At 60.7% G+C, this 17,384-nt stretch carries 19 protein-coding genes; 11 read left to right on the top strand and 8 right to left on the bottom strand.

Going from position 1 to position 17,384, the window contains the following annotated elements; genetic code table 11:
* Nucleotides 1-99 precede the first annotated feature (99 nt).
* The 4 genes from ilvB to pssA all read left to right on the top strand — a co-directional run bounded on the left by ilvB (nucleotide 100) and on the right by pssA (nucleotide 4,232).
* Nucleotides 100-1,800 (top strand): biosynthetic-type acetolactate synthase large subunit, encoded by a 1,701-nt coding sequence (gene ilvB, locus JYJ39_RS09070; RefSeq protein ID WP_205203776.1) that lies wholly within the window; start codon nucleotides 100-102, stop codon nucleotides 1,798-1,800.
* Between the two features lie 18 nt (nucleotides 1,801-1,818).
* On the top strand, nucleotides 1,819-2,310 hold the full coding sequence (ilvN, locus tag JYJ39_RS09065; protein WP_205203774.1) for an acetolactate synthase small subunit: 492 nt from the start codon (nucleotides 1,819-1,821) through the stop codon (nucleotides 2,308-2,310).
* A gap of 24 nt (nucleotides 2,311-2,334) precedes the next feature.
* Entirely contained in the window at nucleotides 2,335-3,351 is a 1,017-nt protein-coding gene (ilvC, locus tag JYJ39_RS09060) for a ketol-acid reductoisomerase (protein ID WP_205203772.1), read from the top strand.
* Nucleotides 3,352-3,476: 125 nt separating this feature from the next.
* A complete protein-coding gene (pssA, locus tag JYJ39_RS09055; protein WP_205203770.1) occupies nucleotides 3,477-4,232 on the top strand; it encodes a CDP-diacylglycerol--serine O-phosphatidyltransferase in 756 nt (251 codons plus the stop codon).
* Here the strand turns inward: pssA and JYJ39_RS09050 are convergent.
* Nucleotides 4,229-4,576: a DUF2069 domain-containing protein gene (locus JYJ39_RS09050; protein WP_205203768.1), complete on the bottom strand. Its 348-nt coding sequence runs from the start codon at nucleotides 4,574-4,576 to the stop codon at nucleotides 4,229-4,231. The two genes, pssA and JYJ39_RS09050, sit on opposite strands and share 4 nt — an antisense overlap.
* On the bottom strand, nucleotides 4,576-6,081 hold the full coding sequence (locus tag JYJ39_RS09045; protein ID WP_205203766.1) for a hypothetical protein: 1,506 nt from the start codon (nucleotides 6,079-6,081) through the stop codon (nucleotides 4,576-4,578). The genes JYJ39_RS09050 and JYJ39_RS09045 overlap by 1 nt, the downstream gene beginning before the upstream one ends.
* Before the next feature lie 134 nt (nucleotides 6,082-6,215).
* On the opposite strand from JYJ39_RS09045, the gene rpsP reads away from it, so the two are divergent.
* The 4 genes from rpsP to rplS are packed head-to-tail and all read left to right on the top strand — an operon-like array spanning nucleotide 6,216 to nucleotide 8,171.
* Nucleotides 6,216-6,467, top strand: coding sequence for a 30S ribosomal protein S16 (gene rpsP / locus JYJ39_RS09040; protein ID WP_205203764.1), 252 nt, complete (start codon nucleotides 6,216-6,218; stop codon nucleotides 6,465-6,467).
* 21 nt (nucleotides 6,468-6,488) lie between these two features.
* Nucleotides 6,489-6,995 (top strand): ribosome maturation factor RimM, encoded by a 507-nt coding sequence (gene rimM / locus JYJ39_RS09035; RefSeq protein ID WP_205203814.1) that lies wholly within the window; start codon nucleotides 6,489-6,491, stop codon nucleotides 6,993-6,995.
* A complete protein-coding gene (gene trmD, locus JYJ39_RS09030; protein ID WP_205203761.1) occupies nucleotides 6,992-7,777 on the top strand; it encodes a tRNA (guanosine(37)-N1)-methyltransferase TrmD in 786 nt (261 codons plus the stop codon). The genes rimM and trmD overlap by 4 nt, the downstream gene beginning before the upstream one ends.
* 22 nt (nucleotides 7,778-7,799) lie before the next feature.
* Complete coding sequence (rplS, locus tag JYJ39_RS09025; RefSeq protein ID WP_205203759.1) at nucleotides 7,800-8,171, top strand: 50S ribosomal protein L19; 372 nt, start codon at nucleotides 7,800-7,802, stop codon at nucleotides 8,169-8,171.
* Between the two features lie 62 nt (nucleotides 8,172-8,233).
* Here the strand turns inward: rplS and folE2 are convergent, their stop codons facing one another.
* Genes folE2 through xseB form a run of 4 tightly spaced genes read right to left on the bottom strand, consistent with a single transcriptional unit; the run spans nucleotide 8,234 to nucleotide 12,035 of the window.
* Nucleotides 8,234-9,028 (bottom strand): GTP cyclohydrolase FolE2, encoded by a 795-nt coding sequence (gene folE2, locus JYJ39_RS09020; protein WP_205203757.1) that lies wholly within the window; start codon nucleotides 9,026-9,028, stop codon nucleotides 8,234-8,236.
* 25 nt (nucleotides 9,029-9,053) lie between these two features.
* Nucleotides 9,054-10,901: a 1-deoxy-D-xylulose-5-phosphate synthase gene (gene dxs / locus JYJ39_RS09015; protein WP_205203755.1), complete on the bottom strand. Its 1,848-nt coding sequence runs from the start codon at nucleotides 10,899-10,901 to the stop codon at nucleotides 9,054-9,056.
* Nucleotides 10,902-10,914: 13 nt separating this feature from the next.
* Nucleotides 10,915-11,799 (bottom strand): polyprenyl synthetase family protein, encoded by an 885-nt coding sequence (locus JYJ39_RS09010; protein ID WP_205203753.1) that lies wholly within the window; start codon nucleotides 11,797-11,799, stop codon nucleotides 10,915-10,917.
* Nucleotides 11,796-12,035: an exodeoxyribonuclease VII small subunit gene (gene xseB / locus JYJ39_RS09005; protein ID WP_205203751.1), complete on the bottom strand. Its 240-nt coding sequence runs from the start codon at nucleotides 12,033-12,035 to the stop codon at nucleotides 11,796-11,798. The genes JYJ39_RS09010 and xseB overlap by 4 nt, the downstream gene beginning before the upstream one ends.
* 101 nt (nucleotides 12,036-12,136) lie before the next feature.
* Here xseB and JYJ39_RS09000 point away from each other — a divergent pair, with 101 nt between their 5' ends.
* From JYJ39_RS09000 to JYJ39_RS08990, 3 genes are read left to right on the top strand one after another with little or no spacing between them, the layout of a single operon-like run.
* Nucleotides 12,137-13,270 (top strand): aromatic ring-hydroxylating oxygenase subunit alpha, encoded by a 1,134-nt coding sequence (locus JYJ39_RS09000; protein ID WP_205203749.1) that lies wholly within the window; start codon nucleotides 12,137-12,139, stop codon nucleotides 13,268-13,270.
* Between the two features lie 16 nt (nucleotides 13,271-13,286).
* A complete protein-coding gene (locus JYJ39_RS08995; protein ID WP_205203746.1) occupies nucleotides 13,287-14,126 on the top strand; it encodes a DMT family transporter in 840 nt (279 codons plus the stop codon).
* A gap of 31 nt (nucleotides 14,127-14,157) precedes the next feature.
* A complete protein-coding gene (locus tag JYJ39_RS08990) occupies nucleotides 14,158-14,508 on the top strand; it encodes an STAS/SEC14 domain-containing protein (RefSeq protein WP_205203744.1) in 351 nt (116 codons plus the stop codon).
* A gap of 34 nt (nucleotides 14,509-14,542) precedes the next feature.
* Here the strand turns inward: JYJ39_RS08990 and JYJ39_RS08985 are convergent, their stop codons facing one another.
* Nucleotides 14,543-15,640, bottom strand: a complete 1,098-nt coding sequence (locus tag JYJ39_RS08985) for an EAL domain-containing protein (protein WP_205203742.1) — start codon at nucleotides 15,638-15,640, stop codon at nucleotides 14,543-14,545.
* A gap of 19 nt (nucleotides 15,641-15,659) precedes the next feature.
* Nucleotides 15,660-17,309 (bottom strand): methyl-accepting chemotaxis protein, encoded by a 1,650-nt coding sequence (locus tag JYJ39_RS08980; RefSeq protein ID WP_205203740.1) that lies wholly within the window; start codon nucleotides 17,307-17,309, stop codon nucleotides 15,660-15,662.
* Nucleotides 17,310-17,384: the final 75 nt, after the last annotated feature.

The raw sequence follows: 17,384 nt of genomic DNA, 5'->3' as shown, positions 1-17,384 counted from the left end.
TGCGGGAAAAAGCGGACTTTTATCCGGGAGAATCTTGACCGCTTCGGGGGTGTCGATTAAGGTTACACCCTTTTAGGCTAACAGCTTTTGGGCTCGAGCATGATGATCAGCGGTGCGGAAATTGTAATCAAGTGCTTGCAGGAAGAGAAGGTGGACTGCGTGTTCGGCTACCCGGGCGGGTCCGTGCTGCATATCTACGACGCACTCTTCAAGCAGGATCTCATCAAACACGTTCTGGTGCGCCATGAACAGGCGGCAGTCCATGCGGCGGATGCGTACTCGCGTTCCTCGCAGCGCGTTGGCGTCGCGCTGGTGACGTCCGGCCCGGGGGTGACCAACACGGTGACCGGTATCGCCACCGCCTACATGGACTCGATTCCGATGGTCGTGCTGTGCGGCCAGGTGCCGACCAGCTACATCGGCCAGGATGCTTTCCAGGAATGTGACACGGTGGGCATCACCCGCCCGTGCGTCAAGCACAATTTCCTGGTCAAGGATGTCAAGGATCTGGCGCTGACCATCAAGAAGGCCTTCCACATTGCGGCGACCGGCCGCCCGGGGCCGGTGGTGGTGGATATTCCGAAGGATGTCACCGCCCAGATGTGCGAGTTCGAGTACCCGAAGACGATCCAGATGCGCTCCTACAATCCGGTGGTCAAAGGCCATCTGGGGCAGATCAAGAAAGCCGTCCAGGTTCTGCAGGAAGCCAAGCGGCCGATCATTTATGCTGGCGGTGGGGTGATCCTGTCCGATGCGGCCGAGCAGTTGACGCGGCTGGCAAAAAAGCTCGACTTCCCGGTGACCAACACGCTGATGGGGCTTGGTGCCTATCCGGCCACTGATCGCCAGTTCGTCGGCATGCTGGGTATGCATGGCACGTTCGAAGCCAATAACGCCATGCACTACGCCGACGTGATCCTGGCAGTGGGCGCTCGCTTCGATGACCGCGTGATCGGTAACCCGGAGCATTTTGGCAGCGAACAGCGGCGCATCATTCATATCGACGTCGATCCGTCGTCCATTTCCAAACGGGTCAAGGTGGATGTGCCCATCGTCGGCAATGTTGCCGACGTGCTCGACGAAATGCTCAAGCTGCTTGATACCGGCTGCAAGACCGATCCGGAAGTTGCGGACTGGTGGAAACAGATCGATACCTGGCGTGGCCGCAATTCGCTGGCTTATCGTCAGAGCAATCACATCATGCCGCAGTACGTGGTGGAAAAACTGTACGAAGTGACCGCCGGCGAAGCCTTCATCACTTCCGATGTGGGGCAGCACCAGATGTTCGCGGCGCAGTACTACAAGTTTGACAAGCCGCGCCGCTGGATCAATTCAGGCGGTCTGGGCACCATGGGTGTCGGCCTGCCGTACGGCATGGGCGTGCTGATGGCCAATCCGGGGGCGCCGGTCGCTTGCATTACCGGCGAGGGCTCGATTCAGATGTGCATTCAGGAAATGTCCACCTGCAAACAATACGAACTGCCGGTGAAAATCATCAACCTGAACAACGGCATGCTGGGCATGGTGCGCCAGTGGCAGGAAATGTTCTATTCGAAGCGCTATTCGCAGTCCTATGTGTCTTCACTGCCGGATTTCGTCAAGCTGGCAGAAGCCTACGGGCACGTCGGCATGCGCATCGAGAAGCCCGAAGACGTGGTGCCGGCGCTGCAGAAGGCCTTCACCGAACACAAGAACGATCTCGTGTTCATGGACTTCATCATTGATCCGGGCGCCAACGTCTTCCCCATGGTGGCGGCCGGCAAGGGTCTGACCGAAATGATCCTGGCCGAAGAACTGTAAGTGGGGAAAGAAAATACTATGCGACACATTATTTCCATCCTGATCGAAAACGAAGCCGGTGCACTGTCCCGTGTTTCCGGCCTGTTTTCGGCGCGTGGCTACAACATCGAGTCACTTACCGTGGCGCCGACCGAGGACGAATCGCTCTCGCGCATGACCATCCTGACAGTTGGCTCGGACGATGTCGTCGAGCAGATCACCAAGCAGCTGAACAAGCTGGTTGATGTGGTCAAGGTCGTCGATCTGTCGGAAGCTGCACACGTCGAGCGTGAGCTGATGATGATCAAGGTGCGTGCCACCGGCAAGGACCGTGAAGAGATGAAGCGCATGACCGACATTTTCCGTGGCCGTATCATCGACGTGACCGAAACGACCTATGTCATTGAGCTCACTGGCGACAGCACCAAGCTCGATGCCTTCATTGCTGCGCTTGATGGCGGCTTGATTCTCGAAACCGTTCGCACCGGTGTTTGTGGCATCGGCCGTGGCGATCGCATTCTCAAAGTCTAACTACCTGTCAACAAAGAGGAATTCATGAAAGTTTATTACGACAAGGACGCCGACCTCTCCCTGATCAAGGGCAAGAAGGTCACCATCGTTGGCTACGGTTCGCAAGGCCATGCTCATGCCCAGAATTTGAATGACTCTGGCGTCAAGGTTACGGTGGGGCTGCGCAAGGGTGGCGCGTCCTGGAAGAAGGCTGAAGCAGCCGGCCTCAAGGTTAAGGAAATTGCCAAGGCGGTGGAAGACGCCGACGTGGTCATGATCCTTCTGCCGGACGAGAACATTCCCCAGGTGTACAACGAGGAAGTGGCCCCCAACCTGAAGAAGGGCGCTGCCCTGGCCTTCGCCCATGGCTTCAACGTGCACTACAACCAGGTCGTGCCCCGTGAAGACGTGGATGTCATCATGGTTGCCCCCAAGGGCCCCGGCCACACCGTGCGTTCCGAGTACCTGAAGGGTGGCGGCGTGCCTTCCCTGATCGCCGTGTACCAGGACAAGACCGGCAAGGCCAAGGACATTGCCCTCTCTTACGCGGCTGCCAATGGCGGCACCAAGGGTGGCGTGATCGAGACCAACTTCCGCGAAGAAACCGAAACCGACCTGTTCGGTGAACAGGCCGTGCTGTGCGGCGGCGCCGTCGAACTGGTCAAGATGGGTTTCGAAACTCTGGTTGAAGCCGGCTATGCCCCGGAAATGGCCTACTTCGAGTGCCTGCACGAACTGAAGCTGATTGTCGACCTGATGTACGAAGGCGGCATCGCCAACATGAACTACTCCATCTCCAACAACGCAGAGTATGGCGAGTACGTGACCGGCCCCGAAGTCATCAACGAACAGTCGCGCGAAGCCATGCGTAACGCCCTGAAGCGCATCCAGACCGGCGAGTACGCCAAGATGTTCATCCTCGAAGGCCGTACTAACTATCCTTCGATGACGGCCCGTCGTCGCCTGAACGCCGTGCATCAGATCGAGACGGTCGGCGGCCAGCTGCGTGACATGATGCCGTGGATCAAGAAGAACAAGCTGGTGGATCAGACCAAGAACTGATCTACACCTGCTTTTTCTTCGCCGCGGGCGGTGTGGGTAACTGCACCGCCCGCGTTGTCTCTGTACTGGGCGATTGCGGTGTATCCTAATCGCCTGCGGTTTTACCGTGACTTGTTGCCTCTCGCATGACAGAACTCAAACCTCGCAAATCCTTGTTCAATCCTGAAGTCAAACGCCGGGGCATTTATGTCCTGCCGAATCTGTTTACGACGGCGGCCCTGTTCGCCGGATTTTTTGCCATCGTCCAGGGGATGCAAGGAGATTTCGAGCGTGCGGCCATGGCGATTTTCATTGCCATGGTTCTGGATGGGTTGGACGGTCGGGTGGCGCGTCTGACCAACACGCAATCGGCGTTTGGGGCCGAATATGACTCCCTTTCCGATATGGTCAGCTTTGGTGTGGCGCCTGCCTTGGTGATGTATGAATGGGCCCTGAAGGATCTGGGGCGCCTGGGCTGGATTGCCGCCTTCATCTACTGTGCTGGGGCGGCTTTGCGGCTGGCGCGGTTCAATACAACGCTGGAAGTGGTCGACAAACGGTTTTTCCAGGGTTTGCCTTCACCCGCTGCGGCTGCACTGGTTGCCGGTCTGGTTTGGGTGATGCTGTTGGCGGATGTCTCAGGTTATGACGTACGCTGGCTGGCGTGTGTGCTGACCATCTTTGCCGGATTGACCATGATTTCCAACATCCGCTATTACAGCTTCAAGGATGTGAATCTCAAGAAAAGCGTGCCTTTTTTCGTGATTGCCGCGATCGCCCTGGGCTTTGCTCTGGTGGCCTACAGTCCCGAGATTGCCCTGTTTTCTTTCTTTGTCGTTTATTGTCTGTCTGGCTACGTACTGGCGGCAATCGGTCTGGTCCGGGGTAAAAGCAGCGCTTAAGCGGTTTGGCGCGTCTGCCTGACAAAGGCGATGCAGCAGATGAAAATGACGAGAGCCAGCAGGGTTTCCGCGATGGCCAGGGTTTGGGTCAGGCCGCTGTCGCTGGTGCCGCGTACCAGACCTTCCAGCAGATAGAACTGGATCAGCAGGGACAACCATTTGTAGGTGTAGCGTTTGCCACGCAGGAGACCGAACAGCGGCGCCAGCAGGATGGCTCCCTTGAGGATCAGCCAGGAGCCGCCGGGGCGTAAGGGGGCGAGCCAGCCTTCCCAGAAGATGCAGAGGAAAATCAATGCAGTCAGCGTAGCGCAGGTCAGGTAGCGCAGGCGGTCGGCGGTGAGCATCAGGGCGTTTCGGGAAAGATGGTGAAGATTTCTACGGCGCCGGTTTGCTCGCGCAGGGCGCCGGTACGGATTTCGCGGATACTCAGGTTGCCCTGCTCGATCATCAGCACCACATGCCGGAGATCTTCGTGCAGCAGGCCGCTGGGAACCACCAGGGTCTGCTCCGGATGGACCGGGGTGGCTGGCAGGAGCAGTGCTGGAGTTTGTGTGTCCTCCTTGGCCTGCGCCCGGATGACGCGAGCGGGCATGGGGCGGGCGGAGAGCAGTTGCAGGCCGATCTCGATGTGTTCGGGATTGTCAGACAAGGCCCAGCGGACGATGCAGAGATGCCAGTTGCTTTCTCCCGGCGTCGCTGCCTGTTGCGGCCGAATCGATACGATGTCACCGACGCGCAGCGTCGATGTGCTGCCCGACACGTGCATCAGGGCATACCCATCCGGGCTTTCATTGGTCACCATCCATTCGCTGCCGCTCTTTGTTTCTCCTTTGCGGAGCAGGCGGTGCAGGGTGTTGAGGCCGGCGTGGAGGCGTACCCGATAGATTTGCCGGCGGCGGGGGAATTTGCGTTTGACGGGGTTGCCCCAGGCGGTTTCAAGGCGGCGTAGCACACCCTGTCCGGCGCGGGTGGCGGCAAAATCGGGCAAATCGAGTTGTGCCGGGGTGTTGCCCTGGTGCAGGGATTGGCGTAGTTCGCTAATCAGGCGGGCAAGTTCGCTGCTATTGAAAAACCAGGTGCGGCTTTCCGGGCTCGGAGAACGACGCAGCAGGGCCGTGGCCGGGGTGTCGCGCTCGGGGTCAATCCAGAAGCATGCCGCAGCATCAGTGCATGGCGTGTCTTCGAGGCGTAGCGGCGGTGAGAGGCGCCTGACCAGATGGTCGACGAAGCTGAGCTCCTCGGCGGTGTAGGAAGATGGCTGAATGGCTGCAAGCAACAGGGCGTTGAGGTAGATGCGCTCGATTGACGGGCCGTTCTGTGGCCCCGGGGCGCGCTCCACCGCCAAGCGCCGTGCCGACTGGTAGGTGCTGTGCAATTGCTGCCACAAGCCGGCGCGGGGGGTGGCGGAAATCCGGTCGTGCAGCTGTATCTGCCAGATGAGCAACAAAATTGCCCGGCGCAGCGTGGTTTGCGCCATATTCGTGGGCGGTTGATTGAGCGGGTCGAACAGCAGCGCCAAGGTGTTGAGATAGTCCTGGGCCAAAATTTCCAGCAAATCGAGCAAGGCACGGATGCGTTGCCGTAGCCGCCGGGAGATGGGGAGGGGCAGGTCGCGCAGGCTGGTGTGTTGGTGCTCGATCAGCGATTCGATGCGGGGGAAGATGAGGTCGAGCAGCCGAACCCGCTGCGGTGTTGGCAAGGGGGTCTGGCGCAGCAGGGTGAGTTGTTCAAACAAGCTGTCGACATGCGCGTCGTCGAGTATTTCTGGCGCGCCAGCCAGCCACTGCAGGATGTCGTCAATGCCGGAATCATCGGCGGTGCTGGTGAGGGCGCTTGAAATGGGGCTCATGGTGGGGCGCAGATTAGCAAAAAAGGCAAAAATGTGCACGCCGCGGCTGCGTCCATGGCAGGTTTGCTGCTTGTTTTTTGTTGCTTAACCGCTATAATCCCACGTCTTTTTTCCCAGCTTAGGAAATCATTCCCATGGTTGTTATTCGTCTTGCTCGTGGTGGCGCCAAGAAGCGTCCGTTCTACAACATGGTGGTTACCGATTCGCGCAATCGTCGCGATGGTCGTTCGGTTGAGCGCATTGGTTTCTACAACCCGATGGCTTCCGGTGCCGCCGAAACTCTGCGTATCGCCACCGATCGCCTGGAATACTGGGTCAACAACGGTGCCCAGCTGTCGCCGACGGTCGCTCGTCTGGTCAAGCAAAACGCCAAGCCGGCTGCGTAAGATTCCTTGCCTGTCAGCGAGATCATCGTTCTTGGTCGTCTGGTCGAACCTTACGGGGTGCGCGGCTGGATGCACCTGCAGATTTACGGTGATGACCCGCTGAGCTGGAAGAATCTGCCGGTCTGGCAGGTCGGTAAGGAATCCGGGTCCTGGCAGGGCTATGAACTGCAGGGGCTGAAGGCGCACGGTGATGGTTTTGTCGTGGCCTTTGCCGGCGTTGCCGATCGTACCGCAGCTGAGGCGATGAAGGGGATGCTGGTCGGTGCGCCGCGGGCGGCCTTGCCGGCAGTGCCCGAAGATGAGTTTTACTGGGCGGATCTGGTCGGCCTGAAGGTGGTCAATCAAGCCGGCGAGTCGCTGGGCAGAGTGGACGGGTTGATCGAGACTGGTGCCAACGATGTCTTGCGTGTGGTCGATACCGATGCTGCAGAATCTGTCGAACGCTTGCTGCCATTTGTGGCGGCAGTGGTTGGCAAGGTGGATGTGGCTGCTGGCGTGATTCACGTCGATTGGGAGCGCGACTGGTGATCCGTTTTGACTGCGTGACACTCTTCCCCGAGATGTTCGCGGCAGTGACGGCAAGTGGCATTACCCGGCGCGCTCTGGAAGAGCATCGTTGGGCTTGGCAGGCGTGGAACCCACGTGATTTTGCCGAAAATGCCTGGCGGCGGATCGATGATCGTCCGTTTGGCGGTGGTCCAGGCATGCTGATGCAGCCCGGGCCGCTGGAGAAGGCCATTGCGGCAGCTAAAGCCGCGCAGCAGGAAGCGGGTCTCGCTAGCAGCCGGGTGATTTATCTGTCGCCCCAGGGGCAGCCCCTGCGGCATGAACGGGTGATGACTCTGGCAGCGCAAGCACAGGCAGCTACGGGCCTGGTACTGCTGTGCGGGCGATATGAAGGAGTCGATGAGCGTGTGATCGAGCGCTGCGTCGATGAAGAAATTTCGATCGGAGATTTTGTGTTGTCCGGTGGCGAGTTGCCGGCGATGGTGCTGATTGATGCCATCGTTCGTCAGTTGCCCGGGGTGCTTGGTGATGCGACGTCGGCAGTGGAGGACTCTTTTGTCAGTGGCCTGCTCGATTGTCCGCACTATACTCGACCGGAAACTTATGCGGGACAAGCGGTGCCGGAGGTGTTGCTGTCCGGTAACCACGAAAGAATTCGGCGCTGGCGGTTGCAGCAATCGCTGGCTCGGACCCGGGAGCGCCGCCCGGAGCTGTTGGCCAAATGGCTGGCGCAACGCAGTCTGACTGCAGAAGAGACGCAACTCCTCACGGAACTTTCCGGAGCGGAGCAATGCGGTGAGTAATTTTCAACAACAAGGATCTCACATGAACCTGATTCAACAACTTGAGCAAGAAGAAATTGCCCGCCTGGGCAAGACCATTCCCGAATTTGGCCCCGGCGACACCGTCGTCGTTCAGGTCAAGGTCAAGGAAGGTGCCCGCGAGCGTCTGCAGGCGTATGAAGGTGTGGTGATTGCCAAGCGCAATCGCGGCCTGAATTCCTCTTTCATCGTGCGCAAAATTTCTTCCGGCGAAGGCGTCGAGCGGACTTTCCAGACCTATTCGCCGCTGGTTGCCAGCATCGATGTGAAGCGCCGCGGTGATGTGCGCCGCGCCAAGCTGTACTACCTGCGCGAGCGTTCCGGCAAGTCGGCACGGATCAAGGAAAAGCTGCCGGCGAAGAAGGTTTCCGCCTGATTCGACAGCAGAGCAACAAAAAAGGCGCTACGGCGCCTTTTTTGTTGTCGTCTGCGGGGGATTTACCCCGCAAGCTTGTCGCGTTCGATCAGTGCGTAAGCCGAGTGGTTGTGGATGGATTCGAAATTTTCCGATTCGACGACATAAGCGACAACGCGTGGCTCGGCATTGAGGCGGGCTGCGACATCGCGGACCATGTCTTCGACGAATTTTGGGTTGTCGTAAGCGCGTTCAGTGACGAATTTTTCATCCGGACGCTTGAGCAGGCCGAACAGCTCGCAGGAGGCCTCGGCTTCAACCAGCTGGACGATCTCCTCGATCCACATGAACTCGTTGGTGCGTGCGGTGACGGTTACGTGTGAGCGCTGGTTGTGGGCGCCACGGTCGGAGATTTTTTTCGAGCAAGGACACAGACTGGTGACCGGGACCACGACCTTGGTGGCCACCTGAATTTTGCCGTTGATGATGTCACCAATGAAGGTGACGTCGTAATCGAGCAGGCTCTGCACGCCGGAAACCGGGGCGGTCTTGTTGATGAAATAAGGAAAATTCATCTCGATGTGGCCGCTCTCGGCCTCCAGGCGGACCAGCATGTCCTGCAGCATGGCCGGGAAGTTTTCCACTGAAATGGCCCGTTCGTGGCTGTTCAGGATTTCCACGAAGCGCGACATGTGCGTGCCCTTGAAGTTGTGCGGCAGGCCCACGTACATGTTGAAGGTGGCAATGGTGTGCTGGGTGCCTTCCGATTTGTCGCGCACCTTGATGGGGTGACGGATCGACTTGATGCCGACCTTGTTGATGGCGATCTGGCGGGTGTCGGCTGAGCTCTGTACGTCGGGGATGCTGGTAGTGGTCATGTGTTGTTATGGCTGCAGGAATGGGTTAAGAGGTCGTTGCGGCGCGAATCTGGCGCACGATGCCGTCGGTGTCGAGGCCGAGTTCGGCAAGGAGCTGACCTTGTTCGCCGTGCTCGATGAAGGTGTCGGGCAGACCCAGGCGCAATAGGCGGGAATCATTGCCGGCTTCGCTCAGGGCGCGTGCGATTTCCGCTCCGGCGCCGCCGATGATGGCGTTCTCTTCGATGCTCACCAGCAGTGAATGGTTCCCGGAAATTTCCTGTAGCAGCTTGCGGTCCAGTGGTTTGATGAAGCGCATGTTGACGACGGTGGCATCGAGAATCTCGCCGGCGGCCAGGGCGGCCGGGACCAGGCTGCCAAAGGCGAGCAGGGCGATGCTCCGGCCCTGGCGCAGAATTTCGGCCTGGCCAATGGGCAGGGTGTCGAGGTCGGCGGCGGGCGCCTTGCCGCTACCGCCGCCGCGCGGGTAACGCACCAGGCTGGGGCCAGGATAGGCGTACGCGGTCGACAGCATGCGCCGGCATTCGGCTTCGTCGGCTGGCGCCATGATCAGCAGATTGGGAATGCAGGTGGCAAAAGACAGGTCGAAACTGCCGTGATGGGTCGGGCCGTCAGCACCGACCAGACCGCCGCGATCAACGGCAAACATGACGGGGAGATTCTGCAGCGCCACGTCGTGAATGAGCTGGTCGTAAGCGCGTTGCAGGAACGTCGAATAGATGGCGACGACCGGTTTCAGTCCTTCGCAGGCCAGACCGGCGGCGAAGGTGACGGCGTGTTGCTCGGCAATCCCGACATCGTAGTAACGGTCGGAGAATTCCTGGGCGAAGCGCACCATGCCGGAGCCTTCGCGCATTGCCGGGGTGATGCCGATCAGTCGCTGATCGGCACGTGCCATGTCGCATAGCCAGTCACCGAAGACCTGGGTGTAAGTGAGCTTGTTGCTGCCCCCCTGGGCGATGCCCTGGTCGGCCGCAAATTTGCCAACACCGTGGTAGAGCGTCGGGTCGCTTTCCGCCAGCTTGTAGCCGTGCCCCTTTTTGGTAATGACGTGCAGGAATTTTGGCCCTTTGAGCTTCTTCAGATTTTCCAGGGTGGGAATCAGGGCATCGAGGTCGTGCCCGTCAATCGGACCGTAGTAATGGAAGCCGAATTCTTCGAACAGCGTGCCGGGGGCAATCATGCCTTTGACGTGTTCCTCGGCACGGCGCGCCAATTCCAGCAGGGGTGGGGCGAAGCCCAGCATGTGTCGCCCCGCTTCACGGGCGACGTTGAAGGTCTTGCTGGAGGTCAGGCGGGTGAGGATGTTGTTGAGGGCACCGACCGGCGGTGAGATCGACATCTCGTTATCGTTGAGGATCACCAGCATGTCGGCGTCCGCCACGCCAGCGTTGTTCATGGCTTCGAATACCATGCCGGCGGACATTGCGCCGTCACCGATGATGGCCACCACCTGGCGCTCCTCGCCCTTGTGCTTGGCGGCCAGCGCCATGCCGAGGGCAGCGGAGATGGAAGTCGAGGAGTGGCCGACGCCGAACGTGTCGTACTCGCTTTCGCAGCGTTTGGGGAAACCGGCAATGCCATGCCGCATGCGCAGCTTGTCCATGCCGGAGCGCCTGCCGGTCAGGATTTTGTGCGGATAGCACTGATGCCCGACGTCCCACACCAGGCGGTCATGCGGGGTGTCGTAGACAGCGTGCAGGGCAATGGTCAATTCGACCGTGCCTAGGTTGGACGACAGGTGGCCGCCGGTTTGCGATACCGAGGAGACCAGGAACTGACGCAATTCGCCGGCCAATTCGACCAGCTGTCGCCGCTCCAGGCGGCGCAGTGCGGCGGGGGTGTCGATGCTGTCGAGCAGGGGATATGCCATGGTGTGCGGAAATTCAGAATTGCCGATGGCAGATGAAATCGGCCAGTTCGGTCAGTCGTCGGGCGCGTGCGCCAAAGCCGCTCAGCGCGGCAAGCGCTTCGTGGCGCAGGTCCTGGGCGTATTCGCGGGCAGCGTCAAGGCCAAGCAGGGTGACATAGGTCGGTTTGTCGGCGGCCGCATCCTTGCCGGCAGTTTTGCCGAGGGTGGCGGTATTGGCAGTGCAGTCGAGAATGTCGTCCACCACCTGAAAGAGCAGGCCGGCGCGTTTGGCGAAACGGTCCAGTTGCTGACGTTCCTCGGGGCTCAACGGGGTGCCGGCCAGGGCGCCGAGGAGGACGGCGGCACGGATCAGCGCGCCGGTCTTGAGTGCGTGCATCAGCTCCAGCTCGGCCTGTTCCAGCGGTTTGCCGACCGCAGCCAGGTCGATTGCCTGGCCGCCGGCCATGCCGCAGGAGCCGCTGGCCTGAGCCAGGAGGGTAATCATCTCGAGCTGATGCTGGCCCAGCGGATGGCTGGCGAGCAGTTCGAAGGCGAGCGTCTGCAGGCTGTCACCTACCAGCAGTGCCGTCGCTTCGTCGAATTCGATATGGCAGGTCGGACGGCCCCGGCGCAGGACATCGTTGTCCATGCAGGGTAGGTCGTCGTGCACGAGAGAATAAACGTGGATCAATTCGACCGCGCAGGCGGCGATAGCGAGTCGTTCTGGTGGTGCGTTGCTCAATTCGCCAGCGGCGAAGACCAGTAGCGGGCGTACCCGTTTGCCGCCGCCCAGGGTGGCGTAGCGCATGGCGTCGTGCAGGCGCTGCGGAATACTGTCGCGGGCGGGCAACAGGCGGCTGAGTGCGGCCTCGGTACGTCCTTGCGTAGTGGCCATCCAGTCGGTGAAGCTTGAATTCATGCGCGCTCCAGGAGATTGCGGTCGACTTCGCGGGCCTGGCCGTCTTCAATGATGCGCACCTGCCCTTCGGCGCTGTCCAGCTGGGCCTGGCAATGCCGGATCAGCGCGACGCCGTGCCGGTGAGCGGCCAGAGAGTCTTCCAAGGAGAGTTGCCCATTTTCCATCGCGGCAATGGTTGCCTCCAGCTCGGCCAGGGCGGCCTCGAATTTCATTCCGGCAATCGGGGTCGGTTCCATGACGCAAGGTTTCGGGGAAACGCACGAAAATACTCCATTCCGGGTGGGGTGGTCAAATTCGGGTAAAATCCACCGTTTATCAAACCCGCTGGAGGCTTGGCATGTCAGACATGGCTACTTCGTCCCGGTTGGCACCGGCAACATCGCAGTTGCCCGTGAACTGGTACTTTGACGAACGGATTCACGCCTTGGAGAAGCAGCTCATCTTCGATGCCGGTCCGGGCTATGTCGGCCACCGTCTGATGGTTCCGCAAAGCGGTGATTACCGCAGCCTGGAATGGGCCGATCATGGGCAAATCCTGCTCAATGGCGGCGCGCAGGGGGAACATGCCGGACTTTGGCGCATGTCGAATGTCTGCCGCCATCGCCAGGCGATCATGCTGCAGGGCAGCGGTCGTCTCGATGGTCCTGTGGTGTGCCCGATACACCGGTGGACCTACGATCAAGGGGGTAGCCTCATTGGCGCGCCGCATTTTCCGCAGAATCCCTGCCTCAATCTGGACAAGGTCCGCCTGACGGAATGGAACGGCTTGCTCTTCAAGGGGCCGCGGTCGCCGGGCGCCGATCTGGCGGGCATGCTGAGCGCGCCCAATTTCGATTTCTCCGGCTACAAGCTCGATCATGTCGAGATGCACGCCTGCAACTACAACTGGAAGACCTTCATCGAGGTGTATCTGGAGGATTACCACGTCGTGCCCTATCACCCGGGCTTGGGTAATTTCGTAACCTGCGACGATCTGACCTGGCAGTTCGGTGAATGGTATTCGGTACAGAAGGTCGGCATCACCTCGTTGATGAAGGCTGGTTCCCCCGTCTATGAACGTTGGCAGAAGGTCGTCCGCGAGTACTACGGTGGCCGTGGCGAAACGCCGCCGCAAGGGGCGGTGTGGCTGACTTATTACCCCAATGTGATGGTCGAGTGGTATCCACACGTGCTGGTGGTGTCGACCGTGTTGCCGCAAGGCCCGGACAAGACCATGAACGTCGTCGAGTTCTACTATCCTGAGGAAATCGTCGATTTCGAACGCGAATTCATCGAGGCCGAGCGCGCTGCCTACATGGAAACCGCGATTGAGGATGACGATATCGGCGAGCGCATGGATCGAGGCCGCAAGGCCCTGCTGGCGGCAGGGCGGAACGAAGTCGGGCCGTATCAGAGCCCGATGGAGGACGGCATGCAGCACTTCCACGAGTTCTACCGGCGCATCATGCAGGGGGCGATTGCGGCGCTGTAAGTCGCAGCCATGACCCATGCAGTCATTGTGGATGATCGTTGCCAGTTTTCTCTTTGCCTGCATGGGAGTGTGCGTCAAGCTGGCGGCAGCGACGCACTCGGTGGCCGAGATCACGTTCTGGCGCAGCTTCGTCGCCCTGCTGCTCCTTTTCGTGCTGGTGCGCGTGCGTGGAGTGACGCTTGCCACGCCGCACTGGCGCTGGCACCTCACGCGGGGTGTGGTCGGTTATACGGCGCTGTTTGGCTATTTTTACGCGATTGCCTTGCTGCCACTGGCGACGGCCGTAACGCTCAACTACACCTCGGCCATTTTTCTTGCCCTCTATCTGGCGCTCACCGGCCTGCGTCTGCGGCCTGGCATGCTGCTGGCACTGGCGCTGGGGCTTTTGGGGGTTGCCCTGCTGCTGCGTCCCAGCCTGCACCCCGAGCAACTATGGGGTGGGGTGATCGGCCTGGCGTCCGGGGCGGTGGCAGCGATGGCTTACTTCAGCGTGCGCGAACTGGGTCGGCGGGGGGAGTCGGAAGTGCGCACGGTGTTTTATTTTTCCCTGGTGGCGACGCTGTGTTCCCTGCTTTGGCTGTTGTTTTCTGACATGCATTTGCCCGATTTGCGCAGCGGTTTGCTTTTGCTTGGGGTCGGTGTGTTTGCGGCGTTGGCACAGCTGGCGATGACGCGAGCCTACGTGCGCGGCAAAACACTGGTGTCTGCTGCCCTGGCTTACAGCACAGTCATTTTTTCCAGTCTGGCCGGCCTGCTCTTCTGGGGCGAAACCCTGCCGTCGTCCGCCTGGGCGGGCATTGTCCTGATCATCCTGTCCGGTGTGGGGGCAACGCACTTTTCCCGGGCGAAAGGTTAAACTGGGCGCAGGACAACTGCAGGAGCACACCATGATCGTCATCGACCACCAGAAAGAACGCGTCAACGTCACTGTGTTTGGCGAATTCACGCTGGCCGATTACCGGGAATTCGAGGAAGTCGTTAACTACAAAATCCGCTTTGAAGGGCCGGTCGACCTGCTTTTCGATCTGAGTCAGATGGCCGGCCTGACGCTCGATGTGATGTGGGAGGAGATCAAGTTCTCGCGCCAGCATGCCAACGATTTCCGCCGGGTCGCGGTCGTGACCGACAGCCAGTGGGTGACCTGGAGTGCTTGGCTGTCCCAGACATTTGTTGAAGCGGACGTCGAAGTTTTCGATACTGCTGCAGCGGCCAGCGAGTGGCTGGACAGGCCGGCGTAAGCGGGCGCCAAGTTGGCGCCGCTCCTGGCGGCGGCTAATTGCCGTTGAGGGCGCGCTCGAGATCGAGTGGGCGGCCGTACAGCCAGCCTTGGCCGAGTTCGATGCCGCACGCGACAAGTGCGGCGTGCTGGCTTTCCGTCTCGACACCTTCGGCCAGGACTCGGCAGCCCAGCGCCTGCAGCTGCTGCGTCGTTTGTTTGATCGCGTGGATGAATGGGTCGCCGCGGTCGGCGTTGCGGATCACCGTGATGCACAGTTTGACGATTCCCGGGCGCAGGATTTCGGCGGTACGCAAATCGGCAAAACCACAGCCGGTGTCATCGAGCGCGGTATGCAGCTGGAGTTGATGCAGGCGGTCGATGGCGCTGCGTAACTCTGCGGCAGCATCGAGGGGCAGGTGTTCGGTCAGTTCGAAGACGACATCGGTGCGTCCGGCCAGGGGGAGGACGTCGGCAGCCCGGAGCAGTGCTGCCGGGCCGAGATTGATGGTCAGAAACTGGCCATGGTTCAGGCGGCCCCGGGTGCGTTCCAGGGCCAGTCTGGCGCAGATCAGTTCGGCGCTGACACTGAGACCGGCGGCGCCGGCCGCGGCGAAGAGGCGGTCGGGTCGTTCCAGCGTCGAGCCCAGCGGTCCCCGCGATAACGCCTCGAAACCGAGAAGCTGACGATCCTGCAGGCGGACGATGGGCTGCAGGACGGTGCGCAGATTTTCATCCGCGAGAATGCGTTCAACCTCGTCCGCGTCGGCGCTGCTCAGTGGCTCAGCTTCGGGCACAGAGGCGATATTGCCGGGCAGGATGTGCAGGCGCGCCGGAATGCGCATGCCGGAGGCGTTACCGAAGATGCCGTTGAGCGCCTCGCGGAGCAGGGTCTGCCCGACCTGGCCCAGGCTGGACAGGATTTCGCCACGGTCAGCGGGGGGCTCTGCAAGACGGAAACGGACGCTCCAAGAGCAGTTGTGCTCGTCGCACTGCCGCTCAAGGATGATGTGCCGTGCCAGCAGGCGGTCCACCAGCGTGCTGCAGGCGGCGTTGAAATCGCGCAGCGCCTGGCCGGCGGCATCTTCGCCAAAGATGTCGAAGAGACGCTGGCGGTCGCTGAGGTCGATGTGGAGGCGGGCGGTATCGGGCATGGCGTCGTAGTGGTCCGGGTCAGCGCAGCTTGAAGCGGCGAATCTGCGCTTTCAGGGTGTGCGAGATTTGTTCCAGATCGGCCACGGCCAGGGTGTTGGCCTGCATCGCTGTGCTGGTTTCGGTCGACATACGGGCGATCTCTTCCACTCGCTGGGCAATGTCGGCGGCACCTTCGGCTTGCTGTGCGGTGGCGCGGGCAACTTCATGCACATTGTGCAGCGAGCTCTGCGCCTGCTGGTGAATTTCGCTGAGCATGCGGGTGGCCTCGGTCGTCAGTTTCAGCCCCTTTTCCACCTGCGGCGTGGCGGCGTCCATGGCGCTGACGGAGTCCTGGGTCTCGCTCTGGATGACCTGGATCATGCGGGCAATTTCGGCGGTGGCATTACTGGTGCGTTCGGCCAGTTTGCGAACTTCATCGGCCACCACGGCGAAGCCGCGCCCGGCCTCACCGGCGCGCGCTGCCTCGATGGCGGCGTTGAGGGCAAGGAGGTTGGTCTGCTCGGCGATTTCCTTGATCACGCTGGCAATGCCGCCGATTTCTTCCGAGCGTTGCTGCAGGCTGCGGATCTGCTCCGACGACGCCGCCACGGTCTGGGCGATGCGTGCCATTTCGCTGGCTGCATCGCTGACCAGACGGCTGCCCTGTTCCGAAAGCTCGGCCGTGCGGCCGGAGTTTTCCTCAGTGTGACGGGCAATTTGCGACACTTCGCCAATACTGTGGTTCATCTGTTCGATGCCGGAAGCGGATGCCGACGAGGCGCCGGCTTGCTGTTCGGCAGTGCTGCTGGCAGCACGTGATGCAGCGCCGACCTGGGTCGCCTTGTCGGACAAGGTACCGGTGGCGCTGCCGATGTCGGTGAATAGCTGGCGCAACTGTTCCTGCATGGCGGCGACGGCAGCAAGCATGCTCTCAGGGTGGCTGGCACTGATCGGGGTGGTCAGATCGCCGGCGGCAATCTTGCTGACGATGCGGGCCGCTACCTCGGGTTCGCCGCCAAGCGCCAGCTTGAGGCGGCGGGTGATGCGCCACGCAATTGCGCTGCCAATCAGGATGGCCAGGCTGCACAAGCTGATCATGAGCAGGGCGAATTGCCCGGCAATCGTGCGGGCGTGCGCCGTGGCGACACGGTTTTTTTCTTCCTGATAGTCGATGAAGCGGTTGATGCTGGCCAGCCAGTCGCTCAGCGCCGGCCGTGCCTGGGTGAGCAGGATGCGCCGGGCGCTGTCGATATCGCCTGCCTGGCGAGCGGCGATGATCTGGCTGGCCAGCGGCAGGGTGCGCTGTTCAATCGATTTGATGGCGGCCAGCAGCGCTTTTTCCTCATCGGGGATGGTGTTGTCGGCAGCAAAAATACTGTCGAGGGCTTGCGCGGCCTCGCTGTAGAAAGCCGCCAGTCGGTCGATTTCGGCAAGAGTGGCAGTGAGGTCGGCCGGCGATTCGAGCAGCGTCACATCGCGCAGGCTGATCGCCCGGTCGTGCACGCTGCCCCGGAAGTTGATCGCATAACGTTGTTTGACGGCATTGACATCGGTGATTTCTGTCAGGGTGCGCTCAATGAAATCCACCTTCTGGATGCCAAAACCGGTGAGGGCAATCATCAGTGCCAGGACGAGGCCGAAACCGAAGGCGAGACGCTTGCCGATGGTCATGGTGGATGGGGTCTGCATGAGAAATCCAGTGCTGTAGCTAGGGCGCTGATTGTTTCATGGCGCCGCGGTAGGTGGACATTGGATTTGTGGATT

The organism is Azonexus hydrophilus, from assembly GCF_905120355.1.
Taxonomy (GTDB): Bacteria; Pseudomonadota; Gammaproteobacteria; order Burkholderiales; family Rhodocyclaceae; genus Azonexus.
The sequence above is the reverse complement of the archived record's forward strand: the minus strand, read 5'-3'. Positions and strand labels throughout refer to the sequence as shown.